The sequence below is a fragment of the Rhodococcus sp. NPDC057135 genome (genome assembly GCF_042670865.1).
In the GTDB taxonomy this organism is placed as follows: domain Bacteria; phylum Actinomycetota; class Actinomycetes; order Mycobacteriales; family Mycobacteriaceae; genus Rhodococcus_F.
Window position 1 is genome coordinate 112,391 of the sequence record NZ_JBHUUU010000006.1, and the last position, 19,945, is coordinate 132,335.

Here is a 19,945-nt window from a genome sequence, read left to right on the forward strand (position 1 = left end):
CTTTGCCATGACGACCACCGAAATCCCTCCCACCGGCGTCGACCCCACAGATTCCGGAGCGCCACAGGTCAATCCGGCCGCCGACTGCGAAGCCAACCGCACGAAGAACTTCGCCACCCGGCCCATGACCGGTGACGAGTACATCTCGAGCCTGCAGGACGGTCGCGAGATCTGGCTTCACGGTGATCGCGTCAAGGACGTCACGACGCACCCCGCGTTCCGGAATCCGATCCGCATGACCGCAAGGCTGTACGACGCTCTACATACGGGCGAGCACGTAGACGCCTTGACCGTTCCGACGGACACGGGCAACGGCGGTGTCACCATGCCGTTCTTCCGCACTCCGACGTCCTCGGCCGATCTGCTCAAGGAACGCGATGCCATCGCGACGTGGGCACGTATGACCTACGGCTGGATGGGCCGCTCCCCCGACTACAAGGCAAGTTTCCTGGGAACCCTGCACGCCAACAAGGAGTTGTACGCACCGTTCCAGGACAACGCCGAACGCTGGTACCGCGAATCGCAGGAGAAGGTTCTGTACTGGAACCACGCGATCATCAATCCCCCGGTGGATCGCCAACTTCCACCGGACGAGGTCGGCGACGTCTTCATGAAGGTGGAGAAAGAAACCGACGCAGGTTTGATCGTCAGCGGCGCCAAGGTGGTCGCCACCGGATCGGCGATCACGAACTACAACTTCATCGCGCACTACGGTCTGCCGATCAAGAAGAAGCAGTTCGCCCTGATCTGCACGGTACCGATGGACGCACCGGGTGTGAAGCTGATCTGCCGCACCTCGTACACCGAACATGCTGCGGTGATGGGCAGTCCATTCGACTACCCGCTGTCGAGCCGCATGGACGAGAACGACACCATCTTCGTCTTCGACAAGGTGCTGGTTCCGTGGGAGAACGTCTTCATGTACGGCGACGTCGACCGGATCAACGCCTTCTTCCCTCAATCGGGGTTCTTGCCACGCTTCACCTTTCAGGGCTGCACTCGCCTGGCCGTCAAGCTCGACTTCATCGCCGGACTGTTGATGAAGGCACTCGAAGCCACCGGCGCGGGCGGCTTCCGCGGAGTCCAGACCCGTGTCGGTGAAGTGATCGGGTGGCGAAACCTCTTCTGGTCGTTAACCGAATCGATGGCACGTGATCCCGAACAGTGGGTCGGCGATTCGGTGATCCCGAAGCTCGAATACGGCCTCACCTATCGAATGTTCATGATCCAGGGGTACCCGCGGATCAAGGAAATCATCGAACAGGACGTCGCGTCGGGCCTGATCTACCTGCCTTCGAGTTCACTCGACTTCAAGAGCCCGGACGTGCGTCCCTACCTCGACAAGTACGTTCGCGGTTCCGACGGCATCACCGCCGTGGACCGCGTGAAAGTCATGAAAGCGCTGTGGGATTCGATCGGTACCGAGTTCGGCGGCCGACACGAACTCTACGAGCGCAACTACTCCGGCAATCACGAGAACGTCAAAGCGGAACTGCTGTTCGCAGCCCAGAATCGTGGACACGCAAGTTCCATGAAGGGACTGGCCGAGCAGTGCCTGAGTGAATACGACCTCGACGGCTGGACGGTCCCTGACCTCATCGGCAACGACGACGTCTCGTTCTTCAAGAACCGGTAGCCCACTCGGCGGGTAGGGCGGACTCGCGATGTCGAGTCCGCCCTGGTCGTCGTCTTCAGCAGGCATGGCCATCAGCAGAATTCGACGAACACTGCACCCTTGGTCAGGACTAGGCAATTGCCTAGTGTGACCCGAGACACACGATGTCAAGGTGAATTCAGTACCGGACGCAGCCCCGTCCGGAAAGCGGGTCCCACCGATTTTGTCCGACAGCCCTCGGATTTCTCGGTCGGCGCCCACTCTTATCTGGAGGACACCCATGACGGATATGTTGGACGCTGCCCGCGGCACCGACCAGTTCGCGAACATCCGCGCTGCCCTCGACGACGCGCTCGTCGAGGACCCGGAGACCGGCCGCTACCAGGTGCGGCGCAGCGTCTTCACGGACGAGCAACTGTTCGAGCTCGAGATGACGCACATCTTCGAGGGCAATTGGATCTACCTCGCGCACGAGAGCCAGATCCCGAACGTCGGCGACTACTTCACCACGTACATGGGCCGTCAGCCCATCGTGATCACCCGCAACAAGGACGGCGAATTGGGTGCGCTGATCAACGCATGCAGCCACCGCGGTGCGATGCTGTGTCGCCGTAAGACCGATAACCGAACCACCTTCACCTGCCCGTTCCACGGCTGGACCTTCAACAACAGCGGAAAGCTCCTCAAGGCCAAGGACGCTCGCACCGGTGGCTATCCGGAGCAGTTCAACAAGGACGGCTCACACGACCTGACCAAGGTGGCGCGGTTCGAGAACTACCGCGGCTTCCTCTTCGGCAGCCTCAACCCCGACGTCCTGCCGCTCGAAGAGCACCTCGGTGACACCACGAAGGTCATCGACATGATCGTCGATCAATCACCCGACGGACTCGAAGTCCTGCGCGGCGCATCCACGTACACCTACGACGGCAACTGGAAGCTGCAGACCGAGAACGGTGCTGACGGCTACCACGTGTCCTCGACACACTGGAACTACGCCGCTACCACCGCTCGCCGCACCGCCGGTGAATCGTCCAACGAGACCAAAGCCATGGATGCCGGCACCTGGGGCAAGCAGGGCGGTGGATACTTCTCCTACGACTACGGCCACCTCCTGCTCTGGATGTGGTGGGGCAATCCCGAGGACCGTCCCCTGTTCGAACGCAAAGCGGAGCTGGAGGCTCAGTTCGGTTCCAAGAAGGCCGAATTCATGGTCGGTGCGTCGAGGAACCTCTGCCTGTACCCGAACGTCTACCTCATGGATCAGTTCAGCAGCCAGATCCGGCACTTCCGTCCGATCTCCGTAGACCAGACCGAAGTCACCATCTACTGCATCGCCCCCAAGGGAGAGAGCGCCGAAGCGCGCAGCAACCGCATCCGTCAGTACGAGGACTTCTTCAATGCCAGCGGTATGGCCACCCCGGACGATCTCGAAGAGTTCCGTTCCTGCCAGAAGACCTACCAGGCAGCCGGTGCCCCGTGGAACGACCTCAGCCGTGGTGTCACACACCAGATTCCCGGTCCGAACGACGTCGCGAAGGATCTCGGCATGAATCGTGTGCTCTCGAGCGGAGCCAAGACCGAGGACGAGGGCTTGTATCCCATTCAGCACGGATACTGGCGCGACGCCATGCTTGCGGCCGTAGATGCCGAGCAAGCCGCTTCCAACCGGACCATCTGAGGACGATCACCATGACTGTCACCACCACCAATGCCGTCGCCCTCGAAACAGTGCAGCAGTTTCTCTACCGTGAGGCTCGCTATCTGGACGATCGCGAGTTCGAGAAGTGGATCGAGTGCTACCACCCCGATTCCGAGTACTGGATGCCCGCATGGGCGGACGACGGCGAGCTGACCACGGACCCGGCCGCAGAGATCTCCCTGATCTACTACCCGAATCGCGGCGGTATCGAGGATCGCGTGTTCCGAATCAGGACTGACCGTTCCAGCGCGACAAGCCTTCCCGAGCCCCGCACCGGTCACAACATCACCAACGTGGAAGTGATCGAAGAACGCGGCTTCGTCGTCGACGTCCGCTTCAATTGGTTCACGCTGTACTTCCGCTACAACACGGTCGACACCTACTTCGGCACCTCGCACTACACGATCGACTTCTCGGGCGAGCAGCCGTTGATCATGAAGAAGAAAGTAGTTCTCAAGAACGACTACATCCATCACGTGGTCGACATCTACCACTTCTGACACGACTCCCCTTCGAATCGAGCTGTTTCCCATGAGTATTCAAGCTGCGCCGACCTTTCAAGTAGCCCTGAGTTTCGAAGACGGCATCACCCGCTTCGTCGAATGCAACACCGCCGAGACCGTTGCGGACGCGTCGTACCGCGCACGAATCAACATTCCACTCGACTGCCGCGACGGAGCTTGCGGCACCTGCAAGTCACTCTGTGAGTCAGGCACTTTCGATGCCGGCGACTACATCGAGGAGGCCCTCACGGACGACGAGGCCGAGCAGGGCTACTGCCTTCCGTGCCAGATGGTGCCGGAATCAGATCTCGTGCTGCAGATTCCCACCACGTCGGCAGTCGCCAAGACCACTGCCGGTTCGTACACGTCCACGATCACCGAGATCATTCGCCATTCGGATTCGACTGTGGGTTTCACCGTCGAAGTCGACAATCGCGCAGATCTGGTCTTCCTCCCCGGTCAGTACGTGAACATCCTCGTTCCCGGAACCGAAGCGACGCGGTCGTACTCGTTCAGCTCCGGCCCCGAGATCGAGTCGGCGTCGTTCCTGGTCAAGATCACCCCGGGTGGTCTGATGTCCGAGTATCTCAGTCAGCGTGCGCAGATAGGTGACACTCTCGAACTGACCGGACCGATGGGTAGCTTCTTCCTCCGGTCAGGTCAACGGAGAGCCCTACTGCTTGCCGGCGGAAGCGGCTTGGCCCCGCTGCTCTCCATACTGGAGAAGATGCGTACCGAAAGCTCCACTCGGCCCGTTCATCTGGTCTACGGCGTCAGCTCCGACACCGATCTCGTCGAGCTCGACACACTGCATGACTACGCGGAGTCTTTACCTCAGTTCACCTTCGACTACTGCGTATCCGATCCCGACAGCACAGCACCGAACAAGGGCTATGTCACGGGCTTGATCGAGCCCGATCACCTCGACGACGGCAACGTAGACGTCTACCTGTGCGGCCCGCCGCCGATGGTCGAAGCCGTACGTCTGCACTTCAAGGACGTCTCGATCACACCCACGAACTTCTACTTCGAAAAGTTCAACAACGCGGCAGCACCGGCTGATTCACCGGCAGCCTCGGCCGAAGAATCAGCAGCCGACACGTACGAGATCGGTGAAGAACATCTGCCGGTCGCGGAGTCGGACGCACAGTTCGACGCTCGTATGGCACTCGAACTCGGAGCAATGGAACTCACGATCGGCCGCCTCACTCCGGCACAGTTGACGGAGTACCGCATTCTGGCGGAGAACTCGGCTGCTTCCATCGACCGCGATCACTTCACTGACGCAGCGGCATTCACCGAAACCAATGCCCTGTTCCACGACTTCCTCTTCCGCTGCACCGGAAACGAAGTGCTGCTGCAGGCATACCACCGTCTCGAGGTCACACAACTGATGAACCGAGTGCTCCACACCGCCGATTGGGTGGACGAACATGTCGCGGAGGATCACTCACGTATCGTGCGTGCATTCGAGCAGAATGATCGCGCCGCGGCCCGTGATCTGATCGTCCAGCACAGCGAACACGCCAAGTCGACGATGCACCGCGCCATCACTGACGCTCGGGAAAGTGTGGCGTCGTGAGCACGAGATTCTTCGCCGGCCGGTTCGACGACCGGGTCGTGGTCGTCACCGGAGCGGCTCAGGGGATCGGGCGCAGCGTTGCCGAAAGAGTTTCCGCAGAAGGTGGTTCCGTCGCGCTTGTGGATCGAGCCGAACTGGTTCACGACATCGCGACACCGCTGGAGCGTTCCCATTCGGTGACCGCGGACCTCGAGACGTTCGAAGGTGCCCAGAATGCAATAGATTCCGCATTGGAGCGCTTCGGACGCATCGACGTCCTGGTCAACAACGTCGGCGGCACCATCTGGGCCAAACCCTACGAGCACTACACACCGCAGCAGATACAATCCGAGGTCACACGATCGCTGTTCCCCACCCTCTGGACGTGCCGTGCGGTACTGCCCCATCTGATCGAGCAGGCGGGCGGCACCATCGTCAACGTCTCCTCGGTCGCCACCCGCGGCGTCAACCGTGTTCCCTACGCGGCGGCCAAGGGCGGAGTCAGCGCGATCACCGCTGCACTGGCGATGGAAGTCGCGCAGTACGGAATACGTGTCGTGGCAACCGCTCCCGGCGGAACCGAGGCGCCACCACGGGTCGTGGCACGCGGACCGGGCGCCGAGACCGACGAGGAGAAGGCCTGGTACCAGCAGATCGTCGACCAGACCGTCGACTCGTCGCTGCTCAAGCGTTACGGCACCCTGGACGAACAGGCTGCTGCTATCACTTTCCTTGCCTCCGAAGAGGCTTCGTATGTCACCGGAACGGTTCTGCCCGTCGCCGGTGGCGACCTCGGCTGAATCCAGCCTCCCCCGATTCCTGATCTCTCGAACGGAGATTCGCCATGTCCTCGATCGAACGTGGTTCCTGGGCCAGTGCCCGCCATCGCTCGTCAGTGTTGTGGGTGGTCACCATCGCCGCCATTGCCATTCTGTTCGACGGATACGACCTGGTCGTGTACGGCACGATCCTGCCCGTACTCATGGACGACCCCAGCCATATCGGCACCTTGACCGCATCTCAGGCCGGTGCGTTGGGTTCGTATGCACTCGTCGGAGTGATGGTCGGCGCACTGACATGTGGAGCGATCGGCGATCACTTCGGTCGCCGAAAGATGATGCTGATCAACATCATCTGGTTCTCGGTCGGAATGGCACTCGCAGCGTTCGCCACCAGCATCACCACCTTCGGTCTGCTGCGGTTCTTCACCGGCATCGGCGTCGGTGGGCTCGTCGCCACCGCCGGAGCCATGATTGCCGAGTTCGCGCCGCCGGGACGCCGCAATCTGTTCAACGCCATCGTCTACAGCGGTGTCCCGGCCGGTGGCGTCATGGCTTCCGTCCTGGCGATCGTTCTCCGCGATTCCATCGGATGGCGCGGACTGTTTCTCATCGGCGCGCTGCCGTTGGTGTTCCTGTTCCCACTCGCCTGGTTCAAACTGCCGGAGTCTCCCGCGTGGCTCATTGCTCGCGGACGTGTCGAGGAAGCTCGCGCCATTTCCTCGAAGACTGGAATTCCGTTGCCTGTCGGTGCAGATCGACCCAACGATGCCGTAGCCGAGAAGGTCGGCTTCCGAGCGTTGGCGAGCAGACAATACGTCTGGGGCACCGCGCTTCTCGGCCTCATGAGCTTCGCCGGCCTCCTCCTGACCTACGGACTCAACACCTGGCTGCCCAAGATCATGGAAAACGCGGGATACAACGCGAAGGGTTCGCTCTCGTTCCTGTTGGTACTCAACGGCGGTGCCATCATCGGTGGACTTCTCGCCTCCAAGATCGCGGACGTCACCGGTCCGCAACGGGTTGTCGCCACCACCTTCGGCCTGGCTGCACTCGCCCTGCTCCTGTTCACATTCGGGTTCCCGCTTCCTGTACTCCTCACCTCCGTTGCCATCGCGGGTGTCGGCACCATCGGTACTCAGGTCCTGATCTACGGATTCGTGTCCAACTACTATTCGACGGCCGCTCGGGCCGCAGGTGTTGCGTGGTGCGCCGGATTCGGACGTCTGGGCGGGATATTCGGGCCACTGATCGGAGGCAGTCTGATCAGCGCCGGAATCAGTTCCGAAACGGCGTTCTACGTCTTCGCCGGCATCGCGGTGCTTGGCGCGATCGTCACCTTCTTCGTGCCGAAGCAAGCACCCGACCTGGGCGCCACTGAACTTCGATCCGATGAAGACCGTGCCGAAAAGGAAACCCGTGGTGAGCCCGGCGTTACGGTAGTCGGGTGACACTTCGCGACCTGCTGCTCGGCCGAGAACGCGAACTTGCCGTTCTCGGCCGAGCCTTGGCCGCGGCGGAGTCAGGAGTGCCGACTCTCGTGCTGGTCGAGGGCGATGCCGGTAGCGGTAAGTCCACTCTCGTCGACCGGTTCGCCGAAATCTCCTCCGCTCATACGCTCCGTCGTGCCCGTGGGCTGGAGTGGGAATCGAACACTGCCTTCGGAGTGATCGGACAACTACTCGAACGTCCGGTATCCATCTCGGACCCAGTAGCCGTTGCACACGAGATCGTCGACGCAGCGAAGCAACTGACCATCATCGTCGTCGACGATGCCCATCACAGTGATGTCAGCTCGCTTCAAGCAATCACCTCCGCCCTCCATCGAGGCCGAACAGCCCCACTGCTGTTCGTCCTCGTCGCCGAGGAAACACCGTTCCTGCGCGGAGATGTCAGGCAGATTCTCGACCTGCACTGGTCGACGCGTTTGCACATCAGCCCGCTCGACGCACCCGTCATCATCGACATCGCGCGGATGCGAAGCGGAATCGACCTCAGTTCCGGCGTCGCGCTTCAACTTCAGGACTTCACAGCAGGCAACACACTCGACATCGTCTCGCTCCTCGACGAGCTGCCACCGGCCTATTGGTCCCAGTGGCACCGAACCTTGCCCGTCCCTCGCCATCGTGCGGTGGCGATCGCCGCCGCCCTCGCGGCGTGTTCGGCGGGAGCTCGAACGTTGATCGAAGCCGCAGCAGTTCTCGGACGCAGCACGACGTTGTCCCACCTTGCGCAGTTGGCCGACGTCGACGACGTGGTCGGCGCCTTGGACAGCGCCTTCGCCAGCGGCCTCCTCTCCGTCCACGAGCAGCGCGGCAGCACCGAGGTGTCACTGAGCGGTCCGATGGTGACAGCCGCCGTGCACGCGGCGTTGGGACCCGCACACTTGCATCTGCTGCACACTCGAGCAGCCGAGATCGCTTGGGGAGAAGGTGAACGGCTTTTCCACCTTGCCGCTGCCAGCACCACCCACGACGAGGACCTCGCCGCCGAACTCGTTGCGTACGCATCACTACGAGCATCCGACGGCGCGTGGTCGGAAGTCGCCGACGCCATGGTCACGGCAAGTCGTCTCACCACAGCCCGAACCGAACACGAGGACCGACTGCTCCGCGGAGTCGACGCGCTGACCGGATCGGGTGACATCCCCCGGGCCATGGTCTTCGTGCCGGAGATCGAGAGTATTTCGCGCGGGCCTCTCCGCGACGCCGTCCTCGGCTACCTCGCCATTCATCGAGGGCGACCGACCGAGGCTGCCGATCTGCTGACCAGAGCGTGGGACAGCTGCAGCGCGAATCGTGAGCCAAGCACCGCTGCGATGATCGCCCAACGAATGGTCCTGCATTCTCTGGCTCGACTCGATGGCACGGCCCTCGTCGAGTGGGTCGACCGCGCAGTCGAATTGGTAGGTCCTTCTGACCCCGCAGCAGTGGAGTCCGAAGCGATCAAGGGTCTCGGGCTCGGCGCTACTGGAAGAACCGAGAATGCGCTCGCGGCATACGACGAACTGTCCGATCGCGTCCGCCCCGGAGCCCAAGCACAGCGCTTCCAGATGGGACGCGGATGGCTCGAGCTTGCGTTGGACCACCCGGAGTCCGCCAGACGCGACCTCGAAAGCGCGGTGTCCACAGAGTTTTCCAGTGGTTCGGCAAGAATCTCGCTGTGGGCACAGGCCTGGCTCGCCCGCACTCAATTCGCCCTCGGTGCCTGGGACGAAGCGCTCTCAACCGTCGAGGGTGCCGGGGCCGAGGTAGATCGGTTCGAGATCGAGATCATCCGGCCGTTGGTCCACTGGTCGGGAGCACAGATTCACGCTCTGCGCGGCAACTGGGAACTGGCTCGTGACCACGTACGACGCGCTTACGCCGGCGTTCACGCCTACGAAATCATGTACGTTCCTGCACTTCTCGCCAGAGCGCAGGTTGCCGAGGCCGCCGCCGACTACGCCGAAGTCCTGGTGGCGCTGGCTCCGCTCACCTCGAGCAAGGCGCAACAATGGCTCGACGAGCCGGGCTTCTGGCCGTGGGTCGATCTCTACGCCAATGCATTGGTCATGGTCGGGCGAGTCGATGATGCCGACGCCTTTCTACAACCACACGAGCAGACCGCACGACGTCGTGAGCACCGCTCAGCTGCGGCACGTCTCGGCTACGTTCGCGGCCGGATCCACGGCGCACGGGGCGAACTCGACTCGGCAAGAGAAAGTTTCGATGCTGCACTACTCGGCATCGAGACGCTGCCGCTCCCCTACGATCGAGCCCGAATCAATTTTGCCTACGGCCAAACTCTCCGCCGGGCGGGAAAACGCGCAGAGGCCGACGTCGTCCTCCGGGCCGCCCGCGAGCTGTACCACTCGTTGGGCGCCGCTACTTACGTCGAGCGCTGCGAGCGCGAACTCCGCGCGGGCGGGTTGAACCTCACGCGAACGGAGAAGGGAATCACCGACCTGACCCCACAAGAGCGAGCAGTCGCCGACCTTGTCGCAGCGGGCAAGTCCAACAAGGAAGCTGCCGGCGAATTGTTCCTCTCCGTCAAGACCATTCAATATCACCTCACGCGCGCGTACGCGAAGCTCGGACTGCGATCACGGAGCGAACTCGCGGCCTTGTTCCGCGACCGGGGGCTTTCGGATCCGCATCAGGAGAACTGAGAACATGTCGGACACTGCGACGACCACGCCCGTTCGCGTCGTCACCGAGCCACTCCCCCAACCGCTCTACGGCCCGAAGCGGGTCCTACGCGACTTCGGCGGAACGTCCATTGCCAACGGAATCATCGGCATCGTCTTCTCGGCCACCGGACCGGTAGCGGTCATTCTCGCTGCAGGGTTGGCGGGTGGACTGAGTCAAGCTCAATTGGCCTCTTGGCTTTTCGGTGCCTTCTTCGTCAACGGCATTCTGACCATCACGGCGTCCTGGCTGTACCGGCAGCCGCTGGCCTTCTTCTGGACGATTCCCGGAACCGTTGTCGTCGGAGCGTCGTTGGAGCATCTGCCGTGGGAGCAAGTGCTCGGAGCGTTCTTCGCGACCGGCGCCCTGATCTTGCTGTTGGGATTGACAGGGTGGGTCACACCGATCATGGCCGCATTACCCATGCCCATCGTAATGGCAATGGTGGCAGGTGTTTTCCTTCATTTCGGAACCGATTTGGTCGAAGCGCCCGCCCACGACGCGGTGATCGCACTGCCGATGATCGCCACCTTTGTCGCCCTGAGCGTGTTCGCCAAGTTAGGAAGATTCGTTCCGCCCGTTCTCGGCGCGTTGATCGTCGGTGTAGTCGTGATACTCGCGACCGGAAGATTCAACTCCGCCGGCGACGCTCATGAGTGGCTGGCGCATCCGATGCTGACCACGCCAACCTGGTCTTGGCAGGCGATGATCGAACTGGTTGTACCGCTGACGATCACAGTCGTCGTCGTGCAGAACGGCCAAGGAATCGCAGTCCTCCGAGCAGCGGGTCATCAACCGCCGATCGGGACAGCAACGGTTGCCTGCGGTGTGTTCTCTCTCGTGAACGCGGCGGTGGGTTGTGTGTCGACGTGCCTGACCGGGCCGACGAACGCATTGCTCACGGCGTCGGGAGAGCGGACACGCCAGTACACCGCCGGAATCGTCTGCGGCTTACTCGCCGTCGTCTTCGGACTGTTCGCCCCGACCTTCGTCGCGATGATGTTGGGAACTCCGATGGCGTTCATCGTCACTCTTGGTGGTCTGGCCATGCTCAAGGCCTTGCAGGGAGCCTTCGTCACCGCATTCGGCGGGAAATTCACCTTCGGCGCTCTGATCGCGTTCCTCGTGACGATCTCCGACATCGAACTACTCAATATCGGCGCCGCTTTCTGGGGACTCGTGTTCGGGGTCATCGCCTCGCGCATGCTCGAGCGTGGTGACTACCCTGACCGGGTCGCGATCTCACGAACGCGTTGAACTCGGCAGACTTTGGGCGATTTCGTCGAGAATATCGGCAACGTCCTCGGGTGCCGCGAGCATGGGGGAATGCCCCGTCGTCAGGGTGAAGACCCTCTCGCAAAAGCGCCTGGCGACCATCGCCCGTTGATGCGCAGGAGTGATGACAAGATCGCGGAGTGTTTCAATGTAGTAGCGGGGTACCGTCCCTTCCCTCTCCGGCGTCAGCGATACCGAACCACTGAAAACACTCATCGGTTGAGGGCGAAGTTTTGACATCGATTCTCGCACCACCTCTTCGGTACAGTCCCCGAACAAGAGCATCGGGTACAACTTCAAGGCAACCTCAGGGTCGACCCCGAGTTCATCGCAAGCGAAGAACAATCGCGCAGTACTTCGGTCCTCTCGCGAACTACTCAGGCAGGATTCCCCGTCTCCGGGCAGCGTCGCGGCCAGATAAACGGCCGCAGCAACACTCGTCGGGTGCATTTCCGTCAGTTGTGCCGTCAGCGTTCCACCCATCGAGTGACCGACAAGTACCACTTCGCCAGGCAATTGAACCAACTCAGCCGACAGCTTGGAAAGCGTTGATTCCCAGGTAATGTCCTCCGCTTTCGTCATGTCTCGACCCAAGCCCGGTTGATCAGTAGCCAGAACGGTGTGCCCACGTCTCTCCAGCGCCTCGATCACATAGTCCCAGCACCAGGCTCCGTGTCCTGCGCCGTGAATCAACATGAACTGCGTCATTGCTGCCCAGCTTTCGATCGACCGATGTGATCTACAGCATGTCCCTGCCGGCATCCATGCACTAATACCTAGTTGAACTGGTGCCATACCCAAAGTGAACGCATCGACACCGGACATTCAGGGACCACACCCCAGGCGATCTCCATCTCTTCTCCAGCTCCTCGACGACCGTCCTGACATGCGAACATTCGCATACACGACTTTGACAACCATTTACATTAAGCAGTAGATCTATACCCATGCACCTCAACACCCGCATGTCGCGGCGCCTCACCCTTGCCACATCAGTAGGCCTCTCGCTCGCCCTCGTTACGGGCTGCTCGTCCGACAACAAGGACTCCGCCCAGTCCGAAACCACGACCACGACGTCGGCCGCACCCACCGAACAGGCCTCGGCAACACCACGTCTCGCCGTGTCGTACGACGGCGGCGTCCTGGTGCTGGATGCAACTTCCCTCGACGTGGTCGGCGAGACCGAGATCGACGGCTTCACCCGACTCAACCCGGCCGGCGACGGTCGCCATGTCATGATCTCTGCCGGCGAAGCGTTCAAGGTGCTCGACACCGGCACGTGGTCTTCGGCCCACGGTGACCATTCTCATTACTACACAGCCGATCCCGCGATGTCCGAGGTCGAGTTCGCAGCCAACGAGCCCGGACACGTCGTGCGCCATGCAGGAAAGACCGTCCTCTTCAACGACGGCTCGGGACTGGTCGAGATCTTCGACCCGATTCAGCTGGCAAAACGTCAACCTCGCGTCGAGACGTACACCACCCCGGAACCCCATCACGGTGTAGCCGTCGCACTTGCCGACGGAAGCCTGTTGACGACAATCGGAAATTCGGAGTCCCGCAACGGCATTGCCGTCCTGGATGCCGACCGCAAGGAAATCCTGCGAAACGAACAGTGCCCGGGTGTCCACGGCGAAGCAGTGGCCGCAGGCGAAGCCATCGTGCTGGGCTGCCAGGACGGTTTGCTCGTGTACAAGAACGGAGCGATCACCAAGGTGCAGAGCCCCGATGCTTACGGCCGCATCGGCAACCAGGCAGGCTCCGAGGAGTCGGACATCGTGCTGGGTGACTACAAGACTGACAAGGACGCCGAACTCGAACGTCCGCAACGGGTCTCGCTGACCAACACGACGACGTCCGAACTCAAGCTCGTCGACCTCGGCACCAGCTACACCTTCCGCTCACTCGGACGCGGACCGCATGGCGAGGCCCTGGTACTCGGCACCGACGGCGCCATCCATGTCATCGACCCCAACACCGGCGTCGTCACCAAGAAGATCGCCGTTATCGACGCATGGACCGAGCCCACCAAGTGGCAAGAGCCCAGGCCCGCGCTCTTCGTAGAAGATCACACCGCCTACGTCACCGACCCCGCGTCGAAGAAGCTCATCGCAGTCGACCTCGAGGACGGCAGCATCCTGACCGAGACCACCCTCGATCACGCCCCGAACGAATTGACCGGCGTCACCGGCTGATTTCACCCCTCACGTCGGCCCCCATCTCACACCGAGATGGGGGCCTGAGCCGTTCTCGTGTCTCTCACCAGGCAATCTCGATGAGCAGGCGGGCCGTACGGTTCGTTAGTCCTGCTACAGTCGCTTCAATGCATTCTTGCCGCACGTCCTGACCACCATCCGCAGCAGTAGCTTGTTACTCCGCCCTGGGATGGCGATTCTGTGTGCCTTCATGGGGATTCGCGATAGCCGAGTCCTTATCTGACCACTCACCAGAATCCACCTTTGGAGTACGTACATGAGAAACTTTCTCGTCACCGGAGCCACCGGAAACCTGGGCGGCGCGGCGCTGCGCATCCTGCAGGCACATACCGGATCGAACACCTACGCATTGGTCCGAAGTACTACCCAAGCCGATGCCCTCGGCCATCAGGGGATCGATACGCGAGTTGGCGACTACACGGATCGCGCGAGTTTGCGGACCGCGTTCAGTGGCATCGACGGACTGCTGTTCGTATCGAGCCCGGCGCTCGATCCGAATGTCAGAATCGACCAACACAAAGGTGTTGTGCAGGAGGCAGTCTCGGCAGGCGTCGAGCACATCGTGTACACGAGCGCGATGGGAGCGCAGCACGATCCCGGTCATCGCACTACGGAAGTCGAGCTGCAGGAGATCGGCGTGAGCCACACTGTCCTCCGCAATGCACTCTACTCGGATGCATTTGCTGCCAAGGTAATTCAGGACATGGAGACCGGCCCCATCGTTTCCGCCGGCGCGGGAAGGACTCTGGTCACCTCCTCCATTGCCGATCTCGCCGAAGCGGCTGTCATCGCACTGACAACCCCGCCTGCCAAACGGTTGTGGGAGCTTCGAGGCCCGGCCTGGACTTTCCATCAACTCACCGAATCGGTCTCGGCCGAACTCGGTAGGACGATCGAGCACCGCGAGGTAAACGATCTCGAAACCGGGCCCTTTGCTGTGCTCTTTCCACTGATTCGCAAAGGGATCTTCAGCGAAGAGTCCGATGACCTGGCAACACTGCTACGACGCGCCCCGCAGACAATCGAAGCCGTTGTCGCCCAGCTCTGCCGGAGCTGAACGATGAGCAGGACTGCGACTGACAGCGGCACAGGTCAGCGTGGAATAACTCTCCGCAGAGCTTCGTTGTAGAGGGTGTCGGTGTTCGGTTCTTTGCCCCGGGTACCACCCCAGAATTGCCGCTTCGAGCGGCCACTTGCCGAGAGGCGCAAGACGGGCACCGACGCGCTGGAGCCGCTGGACACCTTTCGGTGCCGGCGGCTTCGTCGCGTGAATGATCAGGCCGGGTTCTCGCCGGCGGCGACGTCGAGGATCCAGGTCACCCCGAACGCATCGGTGAGCATGCCGAAACCGGGGCTCCACGCCGCGGCGGCAAGACCCTCGATGATCGATGCACCAGCAGAGAGTTTGGCCCAGTAACTCTGCACCTCTTCGAGCGATTCACCGCGAACGGAGACGAAGAACGGTCGATCGGTGATCGTCGTGCCGTTCTCGCGGTGCGTCTCGCCTGCGTTTCCGGCCGAGCCGCCCGACTGTCCGGGGATGTCGTACGCCATCACGCGGAAGCCGTCCGCGGTTTCGACCTGGCCGAACACAATGTTCTCAGCGCCAGGCACATCCTTGGGCATTCCGAAGTCGCCGTAAGTTGCGATCGTGACCTGGCCACCGAAGACGGACTGGTAGAACTCCAGAGCCGCGCGGGCGTCTCCGCGGAAGTTGAGATGGGTCGTTGTCGTGATGCTCATGTCTGCTCCTAGTACGAACGTCGCCCGGGTTTTCCGTGACTACGTCCACTCTCACAGCCGTATAGGACTGTTTTCGTCCTAGACTCGTCGTAGTCTCACGACATGGCGACCACCACGCGGCTCTTGAATCTGCTGTCCCTCTTGCAGACCAGACGCGACTGGCCGGGCGCCGTACTCGCCGAGCGGCTCGACATCAGCCACCGCACGGTCCGCCGCGACATCGACCGACTCCGGGAGATGGGTTACAGCATTGCGGCGACCATGGGCCCGGACGGTGGGTACCGACTCGACGCCGGCAGCGAGCTGCCGCCCCTACTGTTCGACGACGATCAAGTCATCGCACTGGCAGTTGCGCTGCAGGCCGCGATGCTGACCGGCGTCGGTATCGAAGAGGACGCAGTGCGAGCGTTGACCACTGTGCGGCAAGTGATGCCGTCGCGCCTGCGCCATCGCCTCGACGCACTCACGTTCACCACGGTCCCGACCGATTCTGGCGGCATAGACCCCGTGTCGCCAGTGGTGCTCGTCGCGATTTCCGCAGCAGTCCGCGCTCGCGAGGTGCTCCGCTTCGATTACTCGAACGACCACTCAACCGACACCAGCGAAATAGCACCCCCACGCCGAGTGGAGCCACATCATCTGGTGACCTCCAAGCGTCGCTGGTACCTCGTCGCGTGGGATCTCGAGCGAGACGACTGGCGAATCTTCCGCGCCGATCGCATCACCCCACGCACCCCGAACGGCCCCCGGTTCGCACCGAAGGAGATCCCCGGCGGAGACGTGAGCGAATACGTGTCCGCGCGCTTCAAGGGATCGGAACATATCAACAAATGGCCGTGCAACGGCAAGGTCGTTCTCCATCGACCAGCCAGTTATGTTCTTCCCTTTGTCGGCGACGGCATCGTCGAAGATCTTGGCCCTGAGCAGTGCAGCCTCGAAGCCGGATCATGGTCGTGGACGGCGCTGGCAGCCTCTTTCAACCGATTCGACACCGACATCGATGTCGTCGGCCCGGCAGAACTGACCCACGCTTTCGCGCAGCTCGCCGCCCGCAATGCTGCGACTGCTGCGAGTTAGTCAGTCGGCTCGAATGAGATCCAGGTCTCCAACACAACCGTGCGTCCGCGGGTTCGTGATAACTTTCAAGTCCTCAGAGGACCTGAGGACTTGAAGACCTGAACGAAGGGATGCCCAAGGAGATGAAGAAGGGGCAAGTTGCATTTCTCACCGGCACACACGTCGTGAACGATCTGTACCAGGGGGCTGTGCCTGCACTTTTGCCGTTCATGATGCTCGAACGCGGATATTCCTACTCCGCAGTCGCCGGAATCACGCTCGCCGCGACCGGCCTATCCAGTGTCGTGCAACCCGCATTCGGCATGCTGGTCGATCGAAAGAGCCGAAATTGGCTGGTACCCACGGGTTTTGTGACGGCCGCAGCAGGAATTGTCGTGGCAGCGATGAGCACCACCTACATCGTCACTTGGCTGGCAATTGCCGTGGCAGGCATCGGCATCGCCGCATACCACCCGCCCGCCACAAATTTGGCACGCACGGCTGGAGGTCATTCGCAGAAAGCCATGAGCGTGTTCTCCGTGGGCGGCACGTTGGGCGCCTCGCTGGCGCCACCGTTTGTCACGCTCGTCGTTGGCTCACTCGGATTGTCCGGCGGCTATCTACTTGCAGTTCCTGCAGTGGTGGCGGCGATTTGGTGGATGGTCGCCCAGTCGCGATCGGTCAACACGGGTGAGGCCGAGTCAGCCCAGTCGCTGAGTGCGCAACTGGCAGCGAACGGTCCCGTGTCAGACGATTGGCGCTCGTTCACCCGACTCGTGCTGGTAACGGTCTGTTGGTCGATTCCGTACGTGACCACACTGTCGTTGGTCTCACCGTACGTGCTCAACGGACTGAACGGCTCGTCCTCGAGTGCAGCAATCGTGTTGTCCTCCTTCACATTGGCAGGAGCGGCCGGAACGCTACTGGGTGGAGTCCTCGCGGACCGTCGTGGTCGACGCGCATCCATCCGACTCGGCTACCTGCTTGCGGTACCTTCACTGGCACTGCTCGCTGCCGCCCCGCACGTTGCGATTGCCGAACTGGGAATCGCCTGCCTCGGATTCTCGATGTTCCTGCCCTTCGCGCCACAGGTGACGTTGGCTCAGGACTACCTACCGAATCGCCCCGGCACAGCAAGTGGGGTGACGCTCGGACTCGCGATGTCCGTGGGAGGCATCGCATCTCCGCTGTTCGGCTACCTGGCAGATCACTTCGGACCGCGCATGGCAATCGGGGCGACAACTGCAGTGCTGTTCGTCGGCGCCGTCATCGCATTCACCTTGCGCGATCGACGCCTCGACCCGGAAGACGAGACGGAGCGCGAACTGGACGTCATCGCGCTTCGATAAACCAAAAGACGGCACCGTAGTCTGAAGATTCATCGGAGGACATGAAGTATTACTCGGTGAGCCGCTCCACTGCGGTTCACCGAGTCAGTCAGGAGCAGATACATGGCAGTGCGCCAGGTCAAGCAGCAGTCGCTGGTACAGAAAGCCGCGGACGAACTTGCGCGCCTCATCGGCGACGGCGAGTGGCCGGTCGGGACGAAAATCCCGAACGAGCAGGATCTGAGCACACTCCTCGGCGTCGGGCGTTCGACCGGCCGGGAAGCCGTGCGTGCACTGATTGCGTCGGGACAGCTCTACTCTCATCAAGGATCCGGCACCTACGTCATGTCCTCGACTCCGGTCACAGAGCTCGAGCGAGAGCTCAAACGCTCGGACCGCCGCGAAGTCTACGAAGTGCGCAGACTGCTGGAGGTGGAAGCGGGCCGCCTGGCTGCCATGCGTCGGACCTCTGCCGACGTCGACCTGTTAATGGCAGCACTCGAAGCCCGTGAAAATGCTTCGACACCAACAGAATTTGTCGACGCTGACATGGAACTACATCGCGCCGTGGTGAATGCAGCACACAACAGCGTGTTGTCGATGGTGTTCGATTCATTCATCGAAACGCTCCGCAACTCAGCCCTGGACGTGATCACCGACGTCACGGCCCGAAACCCCGACTCCATCGACGACGAAGCCGCTGCCCACCGAGATCTGGTGGAAGCCATCGTCGCGGGTGATGCCGACGCTGCCAGCGCGGCTACGCGCAGGAACATGGACGGGCTCGACTGAGCCTCTCTATCGTTGGCAGTCATGACGTCCACATCGCTCCCGCCACGGGGTTTCCGGATCGGTCTGTCCGCCATCGCGTGGCTCAACCTGATCTCCGCGCTCATCGGGATGGCGGGCCTGACGATCGGCGGTGGGATGGGTCTGCCTCCGGAGTGGATCGAAGGAACCGTCTTTCCTTCCTACTTCTGGCCCGGCATCATCCTCGGCGTAGTCGTGGGCGGCATCCAGGCCGCCGCGCTCTTCGCTCAGCACAACAGGTTCCGCCTGGCATGGGGCCTGCACGCCGCCGCCGGCCTGACGATGATGATCTGGATCTTCGTCGAGATAGCCATGATCCTCGCCTGGTCGCCGCTGCAAGGCATCTTCTTCACCACCGGACTCGTCCAGACGATCCTCGCCGTCCTTGCACTCGGCGCCTGGCCTCGCCCCTTCCTCCAACGAACCGACAGCCATCACGGTCAGTGACGAACTATATTGGGGCAGAGGGCACTACGACCGACCTCGATACTCACCTTCACACCAATCCAACTAGACCCCCGACCGTCAACTGAAGTCTGTTCAGCCGATGAGGTCTTTCGAGAAGTTCAGCGAGTCGAAAGACCTGTTCGCTACGAGTTCCAATTGCCTCTGTGTTGCACCGTCTCGGGCGCGCTGAGACATGCCTTGCATGACTACACCGATGAACTCGGCAAGGTCCTCGGGATCGGAATCAGCGGGCAAGAGTCCGTTGGCGATATCGCCTGCGATCCTCTGCGACAGCAATGCCACGTTGGCATTTCGCATGTCGCGCAATCGGTTTGCTATGTGACTGTTGGCATCGGTCACGCTGACCGCCGCACTGATGATCAGACAGCCACCCGGACAAGACTCGTCGGTGTAATGGGACGCCGCGTCGTTCAAGAGGCGGCGAATCAATTCGGATGCCTCGCGCTCTTCGGCGAACGCCCGGTCCATGAAGTCGCCGCGAGTCGCGTTGTAGTGATCGACGGCGGCAAAGAACACTCCTTCCTTGCCGCCGAAAGCGCTGTAGAGACTCGGTGGATTGATCTGCATCGCAGCAGTCAACATGGCAACGGATGTCCCCTCGTAGCCGTGCTCCCAGAAGGCATACATCGCCTTGTCCAAGGCCGCGTCTACGTCGAACTTCCGTCCTTGTCCCGGCACCCCGGCCATGCAACCTCCCAATTCCACAGCATCTACCGATCCAAA

Annotated in this window: 17 protein-coding genes; 14 read left to right on the top strand and 3 right to left on the bottom strand. The window is 61.7% G+C overall.

Going from position 1 to position 19,945, the window contains the following annotated elements; all coding sequences use genetic code 11:
- The first annotated feature begins 7 nt into the window (after positions 1-7).
- The 8 genes from ACFT1A_RS13465 (at position 8) to ACFT1A_RS13500 (ending at position 11,583) form a co-directional block, all read left to right on the top strand.
- Positions 8-1,636 (top strand): 4-hydroxyphenylacetate 3-hydroxylase family protein, encoded by a 1,629-nt coding sequence (locus tag ACFT1A_RS13465; protein ID WP_378447376.1) that lies wholly within the window; start codon positions 8-10, stop codon positions 1,634-1,636.
- A gap of 259 nt (positions 1,637-1,895) precedes the next feature.
- Positions 1,896-3,293, top strand: coding sequence for a benzoate 1,2-dioxygenase large subunit (gene benA, locus ACFT1A_RS13470; RefSeq protein ID WP_378447377.1), 1,398 nt, complete (start codon positions 1,896-1,898; stop codon positions 3,291-3,293).
- Between the two features lie 11 nt (positions 3,294-3,304).
- Positions 3,305-3,814 carry a benzoate 1,2-dioxygenase small subunit gene (gene benB, locus ACFT1A_RS13475; protein WP_003939939.1) on the top strand — a complete coding sequence of 170 codons (510 nt, stop codon included), beginning with the start codon at positions 3,305-3,307 and terminating at the stop codon, positions 3,812-3,814.
- A gap of 31 nt (positions 3,815-3,845) precedes the next feature.
- Positions 3,846-5,399, top strand: coding sequence for a benzoate 1,2-dioxygenase electron transfer component BenC (gene benC / locus ACFT1A_RS13480; protein ID WP_378447378.1), 1,554 nt, complete (start codon positions 3,846-3,848; stop codon positions 5,397-5,399).
- On the top strand, positions 5,396-6,178 hold the full coding sequence (locus tag ACFT1A_RS13485; protein WP_378447379.1) for a 1,6-dihydroxycyclohexa-2,4-diene-1-carboxylate dehydrogenase: 783 nt from the start codon (positions 5,396-5,398) through the stop codon (positions 6,176-6,178). The genes benC and ACFT1A_RS13485 overlap by 4 nt, the downstream gene beginning before the upstream one ends.
- 44 nt (positions 6,179-6,222) lie before the next feature.
- Positions 6,223-7,608 (top strand): MFS transporter, encoded by a 1,386-nt coding sequence (locus ACFT1A_RS13490; RefSeq protein WP_378447380.1) that lies wholly within the window; start codon positions 6,223-6,225, stop codon positions 7,606-7,608.
- Entirely contained in the window at positions 7,605-10,307 is a 2,703-nt protein-coding gene (locus ACFT1A_RS13495; protein ID WP_378447381.1) for a LuxR C-terminal-related transcriptional regulator, read from the top strand. Before ACFT1A_RS13490 ends, ACFT1A_RS13495 begins: the two co-directional genes overlap by 4 nt.
- Before the next feature lie 4 nt (positions 10,308-10,311).
- The gene (locus tag ACFT1A_RS13500; protein WP_378447382.1) at positions 10,312-11,583 is read left to right on the top strand and encodes a benzoate/H(+) symporter BenE family transporter; all 1,272 of its coding nucleotides are present in this window, start codon (positions 10,312-10,314) and stop codon (positions 11,581-11,583) included.
- Here ACFT1A_RS13500 and ACFT1A_RS13505 read toward each other — a convergent pair.
- Positions 11,569-12,309, bottom strand: a complete 741-nt coding sequence (locus ACFT1A_RS13505) for an alpha/beta fold hydrolase (protein ID WP_378447383.1) — start codon at positions 12,307-12,309, stop codon at positions 11,569-11,571. The two genes, ACFT1A_RS13500 and ACFT1A_RS13505, sit on opposite strands and share 15 nt — an antisense overlap.
- A 239-nt stretch (positions 12,310-12,548) precedes the next feature.
- Here ACFT1A_RS13505 and aztD point away from each other — a divergent pair, with 239 nt between their 5' ends.
- Together aztD and ACFT1A_RS13515 are read left to right on the top strand one after the other, a co-directional pair.
- Entirely contained in the window at positions 12,549-13,796 is a 1,248-nt protein-coding gene (gene aztD / locus ACFT1A_RS13510) for a zinc metallochaperone AztD (RefSeq protein WP_378447384.1), read from the top strand.
- 277 nt (positions 13,797-14,073) lie between these two features.
- Positions 14,074-14,874, top strand: coding sequence for an NAD(P)H-binding protein (locus tag ACFT1A_RS13515; RefSeq protein WP_378447385.1), 801 nt, complete (start codon positions 14,074-14,076; stop codon positions 14,872-14,874).
- A 218-nt stretch (positions 14,875-15,092) separates the two neighbouring features.
- On the opposite strand, the gene ACFT1A_RS13520 is transcribed toward ACFT1A_RS13515, so the two are convergent.
- Positions 15,093-15,560, bottom strand: coding sequence for a VOC family protein (locus ACFT1A_RS13520; RefSeq protein WP_378447386.1), 468 nt, complete (start codon positions 15,558-15,560; stop codon positions 15,093-15,095).
- A gap of 102 nt (positions 15,561-15,662) precedes the next feature.
- On the opposite strand from ACFT1A_RS13520, the gene ACFT1A_RS13525 reads away from it, so the two are divergent.
- From ACFT1A_RS13525 to ACFT1A_RS13540, 4 genes are all read left to right on the top strand, one after another.
- Entirely contained in the window at positions 15,663-16,637 is a 975-nt protein-coding gene (locus tag ACFT1A_RS13525) for a helix-turn-helix transcriptional regulator (RefSeq protein WP_378447387.1), read from the top strand.
- 122 nt (positions 16,638-16,759) lie between these two features.
- Positions 16,760-17,965 (top strand): MFS transporter, encoded by a 1,206-nt coding sequence (locus ACFT1A_RS13530; RefSeq protein WP_378447388.1) that lies wholly within the window; start codon positions 16,760-16,762, stop codon positions 17,963-17,965.
- A 102-nt stretch (positions 17,966-18,067) separates the two neighbouring features.
- A complete protein-coding gene (locus ACFT1A_RS13535) occupies positions 18,068-18,736 on the top strand; it encodes a FadR/GntR family transcriptional regulator (protein ID WP_214880378.1) in 669 nt (222 codons plus the stop codon).
- A 21-nt stretch (positions 18,737-18,757) separates the two neighbouring features.
- Positions 18,758-19,201, top strand: a complete 444-nt coding sequence (locus ACFT1A_RS13540) for a hypothetical protein (RefSeq protein ID WP_378447389.1) — start codon at positions 18,758-18,760, stop codon at positions 19,199-19,201.
- Between the two features lie 93 nt (positions 19,202-19,294).
- Here ACFT1A_RS13540 and ACFT1A_RS13545 read toward each other — a convergent pair whose 3' ends face one another.
- Entirely contained in the window at positions 19,295-19,909 is a 615-nt protein-coding gene (locus ACFT1A_RS13545; RefSeq protein ID WP_378447390.1) for a TetR/AcrR family transcriptional regulator, read from the bottom strand.
- Between the last annotated feature and the right edge of the window lie 36 nt (positions 19,910-19,945).

Bases quoted from the DNA above. Each gene is read 5' to 3' on its own strand.
- ACFT1A_RS13465 (WP_378447376.1), top strand. From the start codon at position 8: ATGACGACCACCGAAATCCCTCCCACCGGCGTCGACCCCACAGATTCC.
- benA (WP_378447377.1), top strand. From the start codon at position 1,896: ATGACGGATATGTTGGACGCTGCCCGCGGCACCGACCAGTTCGCGAAC.
- benB (WP_003939939.1), top strand. From the start codon at position 3,305: ATGACTGTCACCACCACCAATGCCGTCGCCCTCGAAACAGTGCAGCAG.
- benC (WP_378447378.1), top strand. From the start codon at position 3,846: ATGAGTATTCAAGCTGCGCCGACCTTTCAAGTAGCCCTGAGTTTCGAA.
- ACFT1A_RS13490 (WP_378447380.1), top strand. From the start codon at position 6,223: ATGTCCTCGATCGAACGTGGTTCCTGGGCCAGTGCCCGCCATCGCTCG.
- ACFT1A_RS13500 (WP_378447382.1), top strand. From the start codon at position 10,312: ATGTCGGACACTGCGACGACCACGCCCGTTCGCGTCGTCACCGAGCCA.
- ACFT1A_RS13505 (WP_378447383.1), bottom strand. From the start codon at position 12,309: ATGACGCAGTTCATGTTGATTCACGGCGCAGGACACGGAGCCTGGTGC.
- aztD (WP_378447384.1), top strand. From the start codon at position 12,549: ATGCACCTCAACACCCGCATGTCGCGGCGCCTCACCCTTGCCACATCA.
- ACFT1A_RS13515 (WP_378447385.1), top strand. From the start codon at position 14,074: ATGAGAAACTTTCTCGTCACCGGAGCCACCGGAAACCTGGGCGGCGCG.
- ACFT1A_RS13520 (WP_378447386.1), bottom strand. From the start codon at position 15,560: ATGAGCATCACGACAACGACCCATCTCAACTTCCGCGGAGACGCCCGC.
- ACFT1A_RS13525 (WP_378447387.1), top strand. From the start codon at position 15,663: ATGGCGACCACCACGCGGCTCTTGAATCTGCTGTCCCTCTTGCAGACC.
- ACFT1A_RS13530 (WP_378447388.1), top strand. From the start codon at position 16,760: ATGAAGAAGGGGCAAGTTGCATTTCTCACCGGCACACACGTCGTGAAC.
- ACFT1A_RS13535 (WP_214880378.1), top strand. From the start codon at position 18,068: ATGGCAGTGCGCCAGGTCAAGCAGCAGTCGCTGGTACAGAAAGCCGCG.
- ACFT1A_RS13540 (WP_378447389.1), top strand. From the start codon at position 18,758: ATGACGTCCACATCGCTCCCGCCACGGGGTTTCCGGATCGGTCTGTCC.
- ACFT1A_RS13545 (WP_378447390.1), bottom strand. From the start codon at position 19,909: ATGGCCGGGGTGCCGGGACAAGGACGGAAGTTCGACGTAGACGCGGCC.